13 protein-coding genes are annotated in these 16,450 nt (G+C 47.0%); 1 reads left to right on the forward strand and 12 read right to left on the reverse strand.

The window, feature by feature from the left end; genetic code table 11:
* Positions 1–6: 6 nt before the first annotated feature.
* The 3 genes from E7745_RS01290 to E7745_RS01300 form a co-directional block, all read right to left on the reverse strand.
* Entirely contained in the window at positions 7–1,347 is a 1,341-nt protein-coding gene (locus E7745_RS01290; protein ID WP_124075716.1) for a hypothetical protein, read from the reverse strand.
* Positions 1,348–1,437: 90 nt separating this feature from the next.
* Positions 1,438–3,621 carry a DPP IV N-terminal domain-containing protein gene (locus E7745_RS01295; RefSeq protein WP_136408135.1) on the reverse strand — a complete coding sequence of 728 codons (2,184 nt, stop codon included), beginning with the start codon at positions 3,619–3,621 and terminating at the stop codon, positions 1,438–1,440.
* A gap of 100 nt (positions 3,622–3,721) precedes the next feature.
* Complete coding sequence (locus tag E7745_RS01300) at positions 3,722–5,161, reverse strand: hypothetical protein (RefSeq protein ID WP_136408136.1); 1,440 nt, start codon at positions 5,159–5,161, stop codon at positions 3,722–3,724.
* 236 nt (positions 5,162–5,397) lie between these two features.
* Here E7745_RS01300 and E7745_RS01305 point away from each other — a divergent pair, with 236 nt between their 5' ends.
* Positions 5,398–7,047, forward strand: coding sequence for a glycoside hydrolase 43 family protein (locus tag E7745_RS01305; protein ID WP_136408137.1), 1,650 nt, complete (start codon positions 5,398–5,400; stop codon positions 7,045–7,047).
* 130 nt (positions 7,048–7,177) lie between these two features.
* Here the strand turns inward: E7745_RS01305 and E7745_RS01310 are convergent, their stop codons facing one another.
* From E7745_RS01310 to E7745_RS01350, 9 genes are all read right to left on the reverse strand, one after another.
* Positions 7,178–8,359, reverse strand: coding sequence for a site-specific integrase (locus tag E7745_RS01310; protein ID WP_124075714.1), 1,182 nt, complete (start codon positions 8,357–8,359; stop codon positions 7,178–7,180).
* A gap of 12 nt (positions 8,360–8,371) precedes the next feature.
* Positions 8,372–9,160 (reverse strand): glycosyltransferase family 2 protein, encoded by a 789-nt coding sequence (locus E7745_RS01315; RefSeq protein ID WP_136408138.1) that lies wholly within the window; start codon positions 9,158–9,160, stop codon positions 8,372–8,374.
* Positions 9,161–9,245: 85 nt separating this feature from the next.
* A complete protein-coding gene (locus E7745_RS01320) occupies positions 9,246–10,151 on the reverse strand; it encodes a glycosyltransferase family 2 protein (RefSeq protein ID WP_107032151.1) in 906 nt (301 codons plus the stop codon).
* Positions 10,144–10,689 (reverse strand): putative colanic acid biosynthesis acetyltransferase, encoded by a 546-nt coding sequence (locus tag E7745_RS01325; RefSeq protein ID WP_136408139.1) that lies wholly within the window; start codon positions 10,687–10,689, stop codon positions 10,144–10,146. The genes E7745_RS01320 and E7745_RS01325 overlap by 8 nt, the downstream gene beginning before the upstream one ends.
* A gap of 29 nt (positions 10,690–10,718) precedes the next feature.
* The gene (locus E7745_RS01330; protein ID WP_136408140.1) at positions 10,719–11,855 is read right to left on the reverse strand and encodes a glycosyltransferase; all 1,137 of its coding nucleotides are present in this window, start codon (positions 11,853–11,855) and stop codon (positions 10,719–10,721) included.
* A 5-nt stretch (positions 11,856–11,860) separates the two neighbouring features.
* Complete coding sequence (locus tag E7745_RS01335) at positions 11,861–12,850, reverse strand: acyltransferase family protein (protein ID WP_136408141.1); 990 nt, start codon at positions 12,848–12,850, stop codon at positions 11,861–11,863.
* Positions 12,828–13,934 (reverse strand): glycosyltransferase, encoded by a 1,107-nt coding sequence (locus E7745_RS01340; protein ID WP_136408142.1) that lies wholly within the window; start codon positions 13,932–13,934, stop codon positions 12,828–12,830. The genes E7745_RS01335 and E7745_RS01340 overlap by 23 nt, the downstream gene beginning before the upstream one ends.
* Before the next feature lie 9 nt (positions 13,935–13,943).
* Complete coding sequence (locus E7745_RS01345) at positions 13,944–15,338, reverse strand: hypothetical protein (RefSeq protein ID WP_136408143.1); 1,395 nt, start codon at positions 15,336–15,338, stop codon at positions 13,944–13,946.
* Positions 15,335–16,447 carry a glycosyltransferase family 1 protein gene (locus tag E7745_RS01350; protein WP_107032156.1) on the reverse strand — a complete coding sequence of 371 codons (1,113 nt, stop codon included), beginning with the start codon at positions 16,445–16,447 and terminating at the stop codon, positions 15,335–15,337. The genes E7745_RS01345 and E7745_RS01350 overlap by 4 nt, the downstream gene beginning before the upstream one ends.
* Between the last annotated feature and the right edge of the window lie 3 nt (positions 16,448–16,450).

The raw sequence follows: 16,450 nt of genomic DNA on the forward strand, positions 1-16,450 counted from the left end.
ACGGACTCAGGCTTTATAACCCTCCGATGTGTTCTGTCTGCGCTGGAAGAGTTTGCGGAAGCGGTAGAAGGGCTTGTCTTCATTGAGCCTTGCCACTTCAAGCCAGCGTGAATTGTTGAAATCCACGTCCCAGTCACAGATTCCGTTCAAACGGAAGTTCGGACGATAGTTCTTTATCTTGTAGAGACGGCGGCCATCGCTGTCATAGGTCTTCCAAGCCATAGTGATAGTGTAGAGACGATGGATCTCAGTGGCGAGCATCGGCGTGAGATCTCGGTTGTAGAGCAGGCGCTGAAGCTGCGAGAGTGAATACCATTTGCCTTCGTAACGTGATGAGGAGATCACTTCACGGTTTTCAAGACAGCAGATGAAATGATAGATATTGTTAAGGCCTGAAACATCAGTGCTCTTGTACATGAAACGCATTGAGTAGTTGTCCTCGCTGATGTTGCTTATATCGCCGAACACCTCTTTGGCCCTCTCTCTGCTTATTTCCTTAGCATACGGAAGTCTCAGCACCGCCGGAGTATCGAAGCGGTTGTTGTCAGGTACATCATAGTATCCGTCACTGCGGGTCAGAAAGACATTGTCGCCGGTCAATATTATGTAGCGCACGGTCGAGCCCGGTTCGCTGCCGCGCGGATTCATCTCCAGATGGTTGTAGTAATAGCCCCAGAGGGAGAAATAGCGCAGTCCGAGATAAACAATTGAGAGCGAATAGAAAATCACAGGCACCCAGTTGTAGATAAATGCATCTGTGCCGTTGATGTTGACATTGACGTAGAACAGTGAATAGTAGCTCCATGACAGCACCGAGACCGCAACTGAAAGGATCAGCAGCAGACGCACCTGAAACTGGCTTTCCTGACGGAAGATCTGTCCAAGGAAACCACGCTCGGATGCATTGCCGTGGCGTATGATGCACATGCGGCACACTTCAGCTGTGTCGCCCTTCAGAATAGCTATTCCACATAGGACAGATGCCACCGGACCAAGTATCAGTATAGTCAGATAAGGTATGTGGAGATTGATCACATCATCCGAGTAGAAAATCGACACAAAACCTCTGACATAGGCTACGGCGATAATCAGCATGATGACCACAGAGTAGCCAAGAGTCTTCAGGCAGATCGACTGGATCAGATTGCATGACATTGCTTCGTACCTCATGCCACTGTGACGATAGATAATCAAAAGCAACATAAGGCCTAAGGTAACCATAGGCAACCAGATCTTAGGGATAAACAAACCCACAAATTCAGGTATTGCAAGCGTACCTACCGCCACAGCCCAGTTGAGCCACAGGGAGAATATCGCGCTTTCATTACTTATTCGCTGTTCTGACATTTTATTAAAACAATAATTTGTTAGTAGTGACCGTGCTAATCAACAATTCAGAATGTGTTAAAGTTTCGTTACGCCATGCTTTCACCTCGTTCAGCGCATGTTACGGTCGAAGTAGTCAAGCATCCGGGAGTAGACTGACAGACGGGCCCCGCAGCCATTGATCGAATGGTTCATGTTGGGATATATGAACAGATCACACCATTTGCCGGCAGCCTGAAGAGCCGACGTGAACTGGACTGTATTCTTGAAATGCACATTGTCATCAGCAGTTCCGTGCATGATCAGCACAGGCACTTCAAGGCCACCCACGGCGTTGATCGGAGCGGAGGCCTTATAACCGTCTTCGTTTTCACGCGGTGTCAGCATATAGCGTTCGGTGTATATGCTGTCATAGAAGCGCCAGTCGGTCACAGGCGCTATGGCCACTGCCGCGGCAAAAGGAGAAGAGCCGGTAGTCACACACATCAGTGTCTCGTAGCCGCCGTAGCTCCAGCCGCAGATGCCTATCCGCTTGCCGTCGACATAGGGTTGACGCGCGGCCCAGCGGCCTACGCCCTGCATGTCTATGGTCTCATAATGACCCAGACGCTTGTAGACTATGGTTTCCCACTGACGTCCGCGACCTCCGGTGCCACGTCCGTCGGCACAGATCACTATATAGCCTTTCTTGGCGGCATACTGCATCCAGTCCATGCTCCAGGAGTCGAGCACCTGCTGTGAGCCGGGGCCACTGTACTGATGGAGAATCACGGGATAGCGGCGCGAGGGGCTGAAATCGGACGGCTTGATAATATAGGCGTTGAGTTCGATTCCCTCATCGGTGCGGATGGTGGTGAATTCTTTTTTCGGAGCCGCACCGTAACGCGAAGCCACTGCGGCATTGTCTTCAATCACGCGCTGCTGCTTGCCGTCTATATTATATAAGGTGTAGACAGGGGGCTGGGTCGAGTTGCTGTAGTTGAGGGTATAGACGCTCTTGCCGGGATTGAACCAGGCCGATGCGCAGCCCTTCTCCGGGCTTATGTGCTTCATCACTCCCTTGGCATCAATCCTGGAGACTACTCTGTTGATCGGTCCGGTGGCTGTGGACTGCACATAGTGATTGCCCTTGGCGTCGGTGCCGTAGTAGGCTGTCACTTCGAAATCTCCGCTGGTGATGGTGCGGGTCAGGGCTCCGGAATAGGTGTACTGGTAGGCATGCACATACCCGCTGCGGGCCGAGAGCACTACAAAATTATCGGCGTTGAGAGTCAGATTTTCATAAGTGCAAGGCTCTATCCAGGCCTGCTCTTCCTCCACAAGGATTGATTTGGCCACATTGGAGCGCGGATTCATGCTGAACAGTTCCATTCTGGTCTGGGCGCGGTTGAGCGTGGTGACAATCAGACGGTCAGGCGCACCGCCATAGGCTATACGGGGAATGTATTCGAAATTAGAAGCGGGAATGTCAAGATTTTTGGTCTTGCGGTTGTCAACATCGTAGGAATGTATGCTGACTTTGGAGTTCGGCTCCCCGGCTACAGGATATTTATAAGTGAAGCTACCGGGATAAAATTCATACTGCGTCATCGGGTCGCAGGAGCCTTCATAGAGCGGAAATGTAAATGCCGGGACTTCGGTTTCATTGTATTTGATATAGCAGAGAGTCATGTTGTCAGGAGCCCATGCCATTGACACAGAGGTTGAGAATTCCTCCTCATAAACCCAGTCGGGCACTCCGTTGATAATCTGTCCGGGCTTTCCGTCAGTGGTGACATCGACTTCGGTCTTGAAGTCTATCTTATGGAGGTGGATATTGTTGTCATTAGCAACGAAAGCCACCATGCGGCCGTCAGGCGAGAACTGCGGGGCCTGCTGGCGCTCGAATTTCTCTGACAGCGGATGAAGCTGACGGGTACGGATATTATAGACGTAGAATTTCGACATCGACGAGCGGCGATAGATCATCTTGCGCTCGCGGCCTACTATCAGTTTTGTCCCGTCAGGGCTGAGTATGAAATTTTCAATCTCAGGGATTGTTGTCTCACGTGTGTGGGTCACGTCCATGACGGTCTCCAGTTCTTTACCGGTGCGACTGTCGAACTTCACAATGCGCTTTCTGTCTGACGACAGTTCTATATAGCTCTGCCCGTCAGGCATGTAGGCTGGAGCGGCTACACGCGCGGGTGAGTTTTCCGGATAGACGTAGGGGGCCATCGCGGCATCATCGGAGATTCCGGCGCTGACCGGCAGAACAGCGGCAGCGGCCATGAGACATGATATTATCTTTTTCATCACTGATTTCGAATGTATTTGATCTCAATATTTTATTTTCATTCAGCCATTCGGCTGTCAGCATACGGTAAGGCACTGAAAACCTGTTGATTTTTCTTTGTCAGAAGAGCGACAGCTGGGCTTCGTTGTCATTGGCCGGTTTGCGGGGAGGTTCATGATAACCGAAATCCGGATCGTCATGCTTGCCTTCTGAAAACCATTCGGTATTGTCGAGCGAGCTGTCTATTTTCACTTTTCGCGGGCGGCCTCTTCTTCGCTGCTGGCTCTGCTTCTCCGGAGCCTTAGGCGCGTCATCGAAGCCTATTTCAAGGCCCTGGTCGGCCGGACGGGCATATTCAGGAGCTGATTCCACGGCAGTGGCGGTGGAGTCAAGTTTCGACTGAAGTTCCTTGATCTGTTTGCGCAGACGCATCTCACTGTTGGCCTGGTTGTAGAGGTTTGTCTCTATGGTGCGGCGAAGTGATGCGTTAGATTCCTGAAGTTCTGCAATCTTGGCATCTTTCCGGGCTTTGAGTTCTTCAAATCCGTCGAGTTCTTTCTGTATATGCTCCACGGCCTGAAGCTGCTCCTGCTGCATTGTCTCAAGTTCTCGACGGGCCGCGGCTGCCTGATTGCGGAGATCGTTGATCATGTTGTCGCTCATCGAAGTCTTGACTTCGAGCTGCTCGCGCAGAGTCGACTGACGGGCGGCTTCCTCACGGAGCTTGCCGCACTCGGCTGTGAGTTCGGCTATCTTCTGATCGCGCTCGGCTATCAGGCTTTCATGTTCAGCAATCCGGCGCTCATGTTCCGCTAACAGTTCCTCACGTGCGTCCGGGCTTTCCATGACCTCCGCTTCGGTCTGAATATCATCACCACCTGCGGCTTTCTTCTGTTCTTCCTTTTCAGCCACGGTAGCTTCCAGCTCCTCAATCCGCGACTTGGCCTGGGTTAGTTCCTCTTCAAGCACGCTGGGCTTACGGCGACTGTAGAACCGCTCTTTTTCTTCGGCCTGCTTTGCAAGCTGCGATTCCAAATCGTTGATTCGGTCAAGCAGGGCGCGCTTCTGGCGGTCGACACTCAGCTGCAGTCTGCTATTTTCTTTGCGGAGAACAGTCATGGCATTGTCATCACCTTCAAGCTCCGAGATGCGGGCTTCGAGCCGGCTTTTCTCGTCCTTCCATTGGTTGGCAGATGTGCGCATGGCCTGTTCGGCCTGCTCTCTGAGACGGCTGTCAATGGATTCGATCAGAAATTTGCGCTGGGCTTCGGTGTCGAGACACTTTTTGATGAAATCAGGCTGTGCACTGTTGAACACCTCGATCACGGCATCGAACAGAGCGGCCGGAAGAGCGGCGTTGTCCGCAGTCTCGACAGCCGTAGCTGCAGCCACGGCAGGCATAGAAGCGTTGTCCGCACTGGCAGCCACAGCCGTTTCACGCGACGGCTGTGCCTGCCGGGAATCTCCGGCGGCATATGTGGGGACGGTGGGATCATAGTCCTCTTCTTCCTCCTCACTGTCGGGCGAAAAGCCGAATGCCCGACGCAGAAGTGTCATCATTGACATATTTGCACTGTGGTTTTACCGGTTTTAAGGTAGTTGACTTAAAGGCCGAGGTATTGATAATTGAACGGCGGAGGTGGCCTGAGGCTCTGTGAAGGAATGCCACTCCATTGCAAAGTTAACTGAAAATTTCCAAAATGCCACACAATTGCGGTGGAAATACCCTCCTGGCGCAAAAAAATGACTAAATTTGCATTGCATTCAATCTATCACGCACTGTATTCATCCAGACCATGAAAAAAATCATTCTGTCTCTGATCTCAGCATTCATACTGCCTGCCGGGATGGCCGGAGCCGATTTAAAGGCTGCCGATTCTGTTCCTGACCTGCGTTGGGGCGACCTGGCCGACGGGACATTTGCCAACCCGGTGCTCAACGCCGATTATTCCGACCCTGACATCATCCGTGTTGGCGACCGCTTCTACATGACATGCTCGGAGTTCCATTTTATGGGCATGCCTATCCTCGAATCGACCGACATGGTCAACTGGCGCATTATAGGCCGGGTATATGACCGCATCGACCTGCCTGGCTATTCCGATATGTCAAAATACGCCGAAGGCACCTGGGCTCCGGCGCTGCGCTATCACGACGGAAAGTTCTATATCTTTGTCTGCACTCCCTACGAGGGTCTGTTCATGACCACCGCCACTGACCCCGTCGGTCCCTGGGAACCCCTGCACCTGGTCAAGGGCATCGAGAAGTGGGAAGATCCATGCCCTTTCTGGGATGACAACGGCGAGGCCTATCTGGTGCGCAGCCGTCATCGCGCGGGGCCTATAATCATCCACCGCATGAGTCCTGACGGCCGCAGCCTGCTCGATGAAGGCACTACGGTCTACAAAGGTCCGGTGGCAGAGGGTCCGAAGATGTTCAAAAAAGACGGCTATTACTACATCAGCATTCCTGAAGGCAGTGTCAGCACTGGATGGCAGACCATTCTTCGCTCAAAGGATGTCTATGGTCCATATGAGTCACGCCGTGTCCACGAAAAAGGCTCGACTGACATCAACGGTCCTCATCAGGGCGCGCTGGTAGATACTCCTGACGGTCAAGAATGGTGGTTCTACCACTTTCAGAACGCCGGTACCCGCGGGCGCGTGATACATCTGCAACCCGTGGAATGGCACGACGGCTTTCCGGCAATCGGCACCGACTATGACGGCAACGGTGTCGGCGAACCTATGAAGATCTGCCGCAAGCCTGCCATAGCTGCAGACTGTGTCCCCTCGGCTCCGCAATCGTCTGACGATTTCTCCACACCCTCTGTCGGGCTGCAATGGCAGTTCAACCATAATCCCGACACGGCTTACTATTCTCTGTCAGCCCGCCCCGGATGGTTTGAGATAAAGCCTCAGCCTGCCGACATCCTCCGCAATGCTAAAAACCAGCTGACCCAGAAGCTCATGGGCTACCGCTCAGAGGCTACAGTGACCCTCGATTTCAGCGCCATGACTCCGGGTGAACGTGCCGGCCTGGAATGTATCGGCAAGCAGTTTCACGGTGCGGGTATCATGATCGGCGGCACTGCCGGAAAGCCTGCGGCATCGCTTTATGTAGAAGCCGACAGCTCAGTAGTGTTCAGCAGACCTCTTTCGGCCTCCGAACTCCTTGACGGACAGCAGCAAATCTTCCTGCGTCTGACTGCCGACACCACCTCTGATGACTTCCATTTCAGCTATTCACTTGACGGCAAGAGCTACGCACCGCTGGGTGAGCCATTTGCTGTGCAACCTGGGTTCTGGAAAGGTATCCGTCCAGGCATCTATGCCTACTCAGTCAGAGATGCGGCACAACCGTTATCACCGGCCCCGACCTCAGGACGGGTCTGGTTCGGCAACTTCATCTATCGCCATGACGGACCGGCCGGAGGGCTTGAATAGATGGTTCAGCCATCACCCAATGACCGGTTTCCGTCCACCACCGAAACAGAATCAGCCGACAGCCTAATTTTCAAGACCGTCGGCTGATTTTATTGTAGCAGCTGATTAGAATGAACGCCGCAGCTACGGTTCAGACTATCATCTCCGCAACATTTGACGCAGCCATGATGGCAAGCCAGGAATAGCGGCTCATTCCGAACGTCAGACTGACAGGCGAGACTACAGCATGGCCTATCCTCTTCATAGCCTTCGAAAATTCATCGCGGACATATGTAAAAGAATATGCCTTACCCTTGCGCTGCAACATCGGGAATATGTAAGGATTCCCGGCCTCGGCATATCTGCGCACTATCGCCATAGCCTTTTCACCGAGCTTCACCTCAACGGCTTTGCCCTTCAGACGCCGTCGGTATGAAAGGACATCGCCACGGAGATTCTCCACCCTGAGATTGGCCACATCGACAAGTTCCAGCCCATGAGCATAGAAACAGAACATGAACACATCACGCACAAAGGCCAAGTTGCCTTCTGACGACAAGTCTGCATCTGCAATTTTTCGGATCATGGCGGCATCAAGCGACTTCATGCGGGTGCTTTTCTGACTGTGGTCCACACTGATGTCCACATTGGCCGGCCAATTGAATTCGAGATCAGTCAGCCCGGCCTCCCTGGCCTGATTGAGCACCGACCTCAGTCCGCGCATATAAAAAGACACGGTCGACGGCGCCACACGGCGGCCCTGAAGATAACGGCTATAGTCCATGATCAGATCCGGACTGACCTCACTTACATGCACCTCCGCTCCGCCAAGAAACCCTGACAGACTGAGTCTGAGGCTACGCAAAGTATTGGCAAAACCCTTTCCCTGAAGCCGATATCCGGCTATCAGCGAATCGATATATCCCAGCAGAAGACTGCGGTCAGAGTCTTCCGGCCGCGGAGCCTGAGGCTCGAAATCATCACGAAAGTCACGGCCTACGGTAGCAATATCGCTTTTAATAGGGAAATGCTCTCCACAACTCCTGATCCGGTCAAGATACGGATTATCTCCGGCAAACAATCGGCGACTCTCATCGGCCACCTCATCAAGAGTCACCTGCCCTCGGCTCTCGGACAGATGCTCGATAACACAATAGATACTCTTCAGATCGCAGACAATCTGCCGGCGGGCCGTAAGAAGCACACGTTCATCAGCCCCTCTGACCACACTTGTGACATTGCGCTCAGCCGACCCCTCCCGGATCACATAATAGACCGCCCCGGCCACACCCTCAGTCCGCGACTTTCGAAATCGAGCCGTAATCGAAAACATTCAGAGAATTATCTAATTTATAGCTGATGGGATACTCCGGACTTTTGAGTTGAGGACTTCGCCGACTTTGTAGACGTAGCGGGAAGCGTCGAGGAAGAGGTTAGAGTTGACGCCGTTTTTGCGGTAGGCCTTGAGGTGGTCTGAGAGGATGCGCAGGTGGCTTTTGAGACCGGAGGTGGAGGCGCCGCCGGTGCGCATGGCCACGCAGTCAAGCGGGATGTAGCGGGTGGGGATGCGCTGGATGTAGATCAGACGAAGGAGGTGTTCAAAGTCGGCGGCAACGCGGAAGTTGATGTCGAAGCTACCGTGGCGGTCGTAGACGCTCTTGCGGCAGTAGAAGGTGGGATGGGCGGGCTGGAAGCCGAGTTTCATCATCCAGGGGCGGAAGGTGCGGGAGGAGTAGTAGCGGACACTGCGGCTGAGATCGGAGTCGTCGACGTAGTGGACGTCGGCATAGACGGCATCGATTTCCTGATCGGCGAGTTCGGCTGCAAGGGTGGCTACGATGGTGTCGGCGGTGAAGAAGTCGTCGGAGTTGAGGATACCGATGATGTCGCCTGAGGCCATTGCGATGCCTTTGTTCATGGCGTCGTAGATGCCGCGGTCGGGTTCGCTGACGTAGCGCAGACGGCCTTGGTAGAGAGGTTCAAGTTCACGGACGATGTCCATTGTGTTGTCTGTGGAGGCGCCGTCGACTATGATGTGTTCGATCTGTGTGTAAGTCTGTCGCAACACTGACTCCATTGTGTCGCGCAGTGTCGCACCGCTGTTATAAGTGGCGGTGATGATGGAGATTTTCATTGAGGTTAAATATTGTGTGTGATCAGCAAGTATGAAGAAATGTGTATTGGCAATGAGGGAGAAGGGTGACGGGGGCGGTGGCGTTTTAGAGGCTCACGCCATATTCTTCGCGAAGCAGGCGGGTGATTTTTTCGGGGTCGTTGCCACATTTGCGCTTGATTTCATAGACTTTGGCATCGACAAGAGTGCGGTACCACCAGCCTTGTATGAAGGTGAAGATGAAGCCTTCCTTTCCATCGCGCCATGCGCCTTTGGCGAAGTAGCGGTAGAGGAAGTAGGCAAACGATCGCCAGAACAGCGGCTTGCGGGCATAGCTGTGTTTCTTCCGCCGCTTGCTGCCGGCCTGGGTGTTGATCACGCGGCCTTCATCGGACTGTGCTGCTCCAGTGAGTCCGATTTCGATGTCGATCAGGTCGGCGGCCTCTCGGACTGCGTAGTTGACATGTTTGTGGCAGAACCATGAGAGATTGTTGAGGTTATGATCACAGAAGTCGTTCTCAAAGCAGATGTTTTCACCTTCATCAATCTGAATGTGTTCGTCCATCAGACGCTGTTCGCATTTGCCTTTGCCGAATCTGAACAGGCGCAGAAGAGTGACGGGATAAATGCCGTGTTTCATCCACCGGTCCATGAATATGTGGCGGCGGTTGAACGAGATTCCGGATATATTTTCCGGCATGTCGGGCAGTTTTTCTTTAATTTCCTCGATGAGTTCCGGCAAGAGGTATTCATCAGCATCCAGCCGGAGCACCCATTTACCGGTAATCGGGGCGTTTTCGAGTCCCCAGTTGAACTGATAGGCGTAATTGTTGACCCATTTGTTCTGGAGGATTGTGACATTCGGGTAGCGTTTCGCTATCTCAAGCGTCCGGTCGGTTGAAAAACTGTCGATAATGAATATTTCCTTTGCAATAGCCGACACGTTTTTCAAACAACGGTCAATGTGAAGTTCCTCATCCTTTGTGAGGATTATGACTGAAAGATCAAGCATCTTTTATAATACGTTTCTTAATGAATTTCGCAGGGTTTCCTCCGACAACCGTCCACGGCTCGACGTCTTTGAAGACAGCAGCACCTGCTCCAACTACGGCATAATCTCCAATCTTGACTCCCGGACCGACAAAAGCCCTTACAGCAACCCACGCATGAACTCCAATCACTATAGGCCATGATATCATTTCATGTCCAGGGCTTTTTATATCATGAGTCCCAGGGCAAATAAATGACTCTTGCGAAATTGTTGCATATTCTTCAAGAGTAACCATATTGACATTGTACAAATTAACCCTGTCATCAATGCATGCGCCCTCTTTCATTGTCAAAAACCAAGGCGCCCAAATTCTTACAGAGGCATGCACATTTGCCGTTTTATGAAGTTTTGCACCAAACAGTCTTAAAATAAAATTTCTATATGACCGAAAAAGTCTTGTTCCAAACGGACGAAACAGGACATAATACGCAATTGTCCAAAGCAATCTGCCTATTTTATTTCCCAACGAAAGATGATTCTTATATTTTGGAATCTCCATAATAACGTTATTGATATTATGTTACTTTATCATATAAATACAAATTCAGGTTTTGGTGCTATCCCAAGAATCCATTCATATAGATTTTTCATTTTGGTCCCCAAAGCCTCAACAGAATAATTGCGGCGTATTAACTCACGGCCATTTTCGCCCATTGTTTTCAACTTATCTTCCCCCAGCATGTAGGCGCTAAGGATAGTCTGATTTATTGAATTTTGGTCATTTGAAATCCACCATCCGCAATTGTGCTTCGGAAGTTCCTGCCAAGGCATTCCAGTTGATGCAATAACCGGAACTCCATGAACCAATGCTTCTGTTACAATATTTCCAAAATTTTCATAATCTGATGGAACCACCAATATTGACAATGAATCAATCGCAGCATCCTTCTCTTTTCCTGTCAGAAAACCAGCAAACTTGACATTTGATAGGTTCAATCGGCAGACCTCATCATGAAGAAATTTTTCATAGGCGTTATCTCCACCTCCGATTATAAGGAGCTCAGCATCGTCAGGCAATTTTTCTCTAAGATCGGCCATAGCGTAAATCAGGCGTTCAATGCGTTTACGAGGGTGAACACGTCCCAAATATCCTATCCTGAATTGAGGCTTTTCGGGGATCGGTCTGTCGATCAACCCTTCTGTCTCGATTGGGTTCGGAATTACAGCTACCGGATTTTTAAATCCAAGCGCTCGATAGTGTTCCATTTCTTCAATGCAGGTTGCCTGAACTGCCGCCGCATTACACAAAGTATGATCCTGATAAAGTCTACGCATTATCATTTTTAACAACCTTTTATGGGCCAAGGCCTGAGGATAAAACATCCCCCGCAACGTCACTACGTATGGCTTCCGATGTTTCATTGCATATCGGGCAAGCTGTGTTCCATGCAACATCCAGACTCCCTGGACATGATAAAGATCTGCATCTCCGATAGATTTAATTGTCTCATCATATTTAGGCACATAAGCCAATGTGCCATATTTAGGCTGTCTGTAATAAATCGGCTTGGCGGCTTTATCAATAAGCTGGTCTCCGGGGTCGATAGGAGGCATTACGATATCTGTATCAACACCTTTTTCGCGCAAGCCCTTTATTGTAAGCCATGTACTTAAAGCCGGGCCACCAGAATGAACATTCAGATGGCCGGAATGAATTATGTGCATATTTGTCAGAAAATATGATTAATGTATTTAACCTGTTTGATCTGCTCAATGCCCCTATTCAAAACCAACGAGAGAATTAGAGCTAAAATCAACGTTATTATCTCGCAAATAAGGCTGGAATGATGGAAAACTGAATTTTGAAACAAGTCAGATATTGCGATTATGAAAAGGAGTATAAATAAATGGGATACATAAAGCCCTAAGCTTGAAGTAGAAAAACGTTTCAGAATATTTAAATTAAATGCATCTTGAATTTTATGCAGTACAAGAATAATACTTAATGAAATCGCTGATCCTACTAATATTCTCAAAACATAGGCTCTTACTTCGAGTATGCTATAACACCATATACTGGGATTTTTTGTTAGATAAATATATTCATCTCCTCTCCACAGAAATATATAAAGTATGATGCTGAACAGAATGCTAGCTATTATCGCATAACGATTAGGCTTGATATTTTTTAAATTTATATTCCCAAAACAAAGCCCGATACCGAAGAAAGGAGTAGCAAATTTAATATATTCAAACCCAGGAAGTAATAATATAACAATCGAAACAATAATTGTAGAAATAATCACATTTTTTATACATATGGCTGCAAATTCATAAATCATGGAGACAACAAACAATGTATATAGGAACCAAAAAGAATTTAGTATTCCGCTAATACCAAACTCCTGAGTTATACAACCTAAAAAAAAGCCCCATAAGACATTAGGCACCATCAATCTTTTAAATTGCCTTATTATATTTGTCTTCAATGTTCGCTTTTTAAGTTTATTTGAATAAAGATATCCGCTAATTATTATAAATAGTGGCATATGAAATGCATAAATAAACCTATATATCGAACTGGTAAAGGTAATTTCAGAGCAATATTGAAGACAATGCATCCATATTACAAAAAAAATTGCAATCCCTTTGGCCAAATCTAAAGCTGCTATACGGTCCCCCAGTACGTGCTTTTTGTTATAGTTTGCTGATGATCTCATGCAATCTAATGGCCTGAGACCGACAACTGATCTCTGATTTATATTCCAAGTTTTTCTTTTTAGCTGTATCAAGAGTGTCTTGAGATATCAGAAACGGTATCAATTTGTCAGCAAGGTCACTCGGATTTCCAGCTTTAAACACATTACCTCCTTCAGACTCCTTTACAAGGCAATGAGCACCAATTCCGTCACTGACAACCACAACATTGCCTCTTTGAATAGCTTCATTTATTCTTATCCCCCAAGGTTCTACTCTACCAGGAGCAACAAGTATATCTATTTTTGATAAAAGACTTCTGTATGCTTCAGAGTCTAAGACTCCTTCAAAAAGAACATTCTGCGTTAGCCCTAATTTTTCGACAAGCTTCATCAAACGCGCTTTTTCACTCCCATTGCCGGTGATATGACATACATAATTATTGGAACCTCTTTTTTTTAGAATTGATAAGGCGGAAATAAGAATGTCAACACCTTTATAATGTTCCAATAACCCCGGACAAAGAATATGAACTTTATTACAACGCAGATTATTATTCAACGATATTTCAGTGGGTTCATCTGTAAAATAACCAAATGGATAAAAATTCTTAAATCCAAGGCGCTTGAACTGGGAAGCATCCCTCTTACTCCCTCCAGAAAGGCAAATGACGCCATGACTGTTTGACGCAATCTTTCTGGTCTTGAATGGCAATATTGTTGCCATGAAGATGGTTTTCAATATGCGTTTCCACCCCTTTTCAAGATTAAAATATGCCTCCGACATATTGCAATAAGCAACATTCCGAGCAATGGCATATTCAATCAAATGCCTCATTCGCGGAGTGTAAGTAATTCCATTAAAAACATGCATTCGATCATTGTATTGATCTATAATCGCTTCACCTTTAAAACTCCATTCTTTATCCGAGAGTATAATATGATTATCAAATAGCTTTCCGCCGTCTTCCCAGCCCATAGCTTTTCGAGATTCACTGAGTTCTCCGGTTATGACAATTGCTGAGCTATCAATTTTCTCAGCATATTTTTTTAATACGTTTATCATACCTGCACAAGGTATGTTCCACCAAAATACTATTTTTTTCATTCGCTAAGATTAATATCTAAGATCCAGTTTTTCATCTTTGCTATTTTCTATAGAATCATAGAATGCATATAGCGCCAACATCAGATATACAAAACATGACACTAACGATCCGAACATCAGAGATCCTATAAATGACGATAAAGCCGCAATCGAGAATGCGATCCCATAAATTGAATCAACTCTATAGGAATCTTTAAGCACCTGATATAGTATCAAAAAGATCCAACAATAAATTCCTATACCTATTAGGCCAAAATCAACTAATGTTAAAACCAATCCGGATTGAACCGGAATCAGCGCATTACCGATTGTCTGGCCTGGGATATGAAAGGTATATTGGGATGGACCATAACCTATAAGTTTTGATAATATATCAGGGTCAGCAAAATAATAATCCAAAATCACCCTTTCTTGGCGGTCGCCTTCCATCTCATTCTGCGCACGGCCAAAAGAACGGTCATATAGAGCTTCTATAAAATTTTGATCGTCATTATTATTTTGAATCGTATCCGATGACAACATTGAATATCCACCCCAAACGATAAGCGCACACATCAAGTATGGCGCGATCATTCTGATTAAGCCTCCTGTCGGTAAAAACAGGAATATCAACGGAATTGCAATCGCAAAATTCATAATAACCGCTGATGAATATGTATTAATCATTACAAATATGCCGATCAATATGATCAATAGATGATATTTCTTATTGTCAAAGCGGAAATGACCTTGTCCGAACATTACAATCAGAACCAATACATATGGGCACACTAAAAAGCCTAAACTCTTAGGTTCTCCACTTACTCCATATATTCGAGAAACAATTTCCCCTCCGACTTCCGCTAAAGCTTCTAAATTAACCGATCCATTTTGACGAAGTATCGGCATAAATTCAATTCCTGCTTTCAGACACAAATAATGGAGCAATCCAAAACCAATCGCAACTTCCATTGCAAGACAATATGACGGATATGCTTTTCTCACAAATCCACTCGGCATCATACATCCATAAAACAGTAATGCAAATGAAGTTATATAAGTATAATTTGTATTGAACAGCCGCGAAAACTTGCTTATATGCTGGGCATATTCCCCAGAAATCACAAAGGCCAACACGTCACCTAATATCAATATGATAACGAAAAACGACATCAATGGCCTTATAATAGCAATAACTTCACTCTCGCGTTTTTCTGGACCATACATCATAAGACATAACATCATCCCCAATACAATCACTTTTGTTGGCACCCAAATTGTTATCGCAAACTGATAGCATGTCGCAAAAGTCATTCCCCAGAAATACAACTTAAGCAAATTTAACGTCTGGCGTTTGCTGACAAAGTATAATGTCAGCCCTACAAAAGTATAAAATCCGATTTTTTGCAATAAGAACCAGATCATACGGCGATTTCTTTTATTATCCGCATATAGTTTTCAGCAGCACGCCTATAGCTGAACTGTCGTGCATAATCAATTAATACCTGAGATTTTGATTCATGCCGAGAAAGACGAATGATAGCATCTGCCATTTCATCAATCGAAGCAGGATCAAATAGTATTGCATGTCCACCAGCGACTTCCGGTAAAGATGTTATGTTCGAACAAGCGACATTTACTCCCTGTGAAAAAGCTTCTATGACCGGCAATCCAAAACCTTCATACCATGACGGAAAAATCAGACCTCTACTGTTTTTAACAAGAGATTTCAAAACAGCATCATTCTGAAATGGTATGTTAACGATATCATCATCCAATTCTTTTTTTATTTCCGACATATGATCTGCAATAGCTCCAACTAACAACAACTTTGGTAAGTCCGGATTACTTTTACGCGCCTTTTTATATGCCGCTATGAGATTAGATATATTCTTACGCCTCGAAACAAATCCCCACCAAATAAAATATGAGCGAGGAACTCCAAGCCTTTCCAACTGGCCATCTGAAGCTTCACATGATTCATCAAACCATATGGTTGAAATGCCATTATGGATCGTTATAAGTTTATTCTTTACTTTAGGGAAAAATTCGATAACATCTCGCTTTGTATAATCCGAAATTGTGACAATTTTTGAAAATGTCGGCAATATGTATTCCCAAGTCACTCGCCCCCAATATTTAAAAAACAGCGCATGCCGATTTGTACTTATTCCTTTTATAGTCGATAAGTCAGCCAGAGAACAGATTGTCGGGCCATGAAATCCTCTAATGTATTCCGGATTCCCAGGATTTAAGAAACACGCAACATCATTATCAAACTCAACATATTTTAATCCCAAAAGCCGTTTCAACGCTATCACTTTACGAGAATCCTTAAAATATCGGACCTCAACATTGGGTTGGGAATTAATCTCATCATAAAAATCAGCCAAATTTTCCGGCCATGGCCTTAAAGTATAATATAGCTGAAATTGAATTTCAGGGTTTAGCTTTATAAGTTCAAGCATCATTCCCCGGACTGGGAAACCACTCGTAAAAGAAGCAAAACAATCAGCTGAGACTGCTATTTTCATTAT

The organism is Duncaniella sp. C9, assembly GCF_004803935.1.
In the GTDB taxonomy this organism is placed as follows: domain Bacteria; phylum Bacteroidota; class Bacteroidia; order Bacteroidales; family Muribaculaceae; genus Duncaniella; species Duncaniella muris.

What these genes read in the sequence shown, in the direction of transcription:
- E7745_RS01300 (WP_136408136.1), bottom strand. Translation starts at nt 5,161, where the DNA reads ATGATGACACTTCTGCGTCGGGCATTCGGCTTTTCGCCCGACAGTGAG.
- E7745_RS01305 (WP_136408137.1), top strand. Translation starts at nt 5,398, where the DNA reads ATGAAAAAAATCATTCTGTCTCTGATCTCAGCATTCATACTGCCTGCC.
- E7745_RS01345 (WP_136408143.1), bottom strand. Translation starts at nt 15,338, where the DNA reads ATGATCTGGTTCTTATTGCAAAAAATCGGATTTTATACTTTTGTAGGG.
- E7745_RS01350 (WP_107032156.1), bottom strand. Translation starts at nt 16,447, where the DNA reads ATGAAAATAGCAGTCTCAGCTGATTGTTTTGCTTCTTTTACGAGTGGT.
- E7745_RS01295 (WP_136408135.1), bottom strand. Translation starts at nt 3,621, where the DNA reads ATGAAAAAGATAATATCATGTCTCATGGCCGCTGCCGCTGTTCTGCCG.
- E7745_RS01340 (WP_136408142.1), bottom strand. Translation starts at nt 13,934, where the DNA reads ATGAAAAAAATAGTATTTTGGTGGAACATACCTTGTGCAGGTATGATA.
- E7745_RS01335 (WP_136408141.1), bottom strand. Translation starts at nt 12,850, where the DNA reads ATGAGATCATCAGCAAACTATAACAAAAAGCACGTACTGGGGGACCGT.
- E7745_RS01330 (WP_136408140.1), bottom strand. Translation starts at nt 11,855, where the DNA reads ATGCACATAATTCATTCCGGCCATCTGAATGTTCATTCTGGTGGCCCG.
- E7745_RS01320 (WP_107032151.1), bottom strand. Translation starts at nt 10,151, where the DNA reads ATGCTTGATCTTTCAGTCATAATCCTCACAAAGGATGAGGAACTTCAC.
- E7745_RS01290 (WP_124075716.1), bottom strand. Translation starts at nt 1,347, where the DNA reads ATGTCAGAACAGCGAATAAGTAATGAAAGCGCGATATTCTCCCTGTGG.
- E7745_RS01325 (WP_136408139.1), bottom strand. Translation starts at nt 10,689, where the DNA reads ATGGAGATTCCAAAATATAAGAATCATCTTTCGTTGGGAAATAAAATA.
- E7745_RS01315 (WP_136408138.1), bottom strand. Translation starts at nt 9,160, where the DNA reads ATGAAAATCTCCATCATCACCGCCACTTATAACAGCGGTGCGACACTG.
- E7745_RS01310 (WP_124075714.1), bottom strand. Translation starts at nt 8,359, where the DNA reads ATGTTTTCGATTACGGCTCGATTTCGAAAGTCGCGGACTGAGGGTGTG.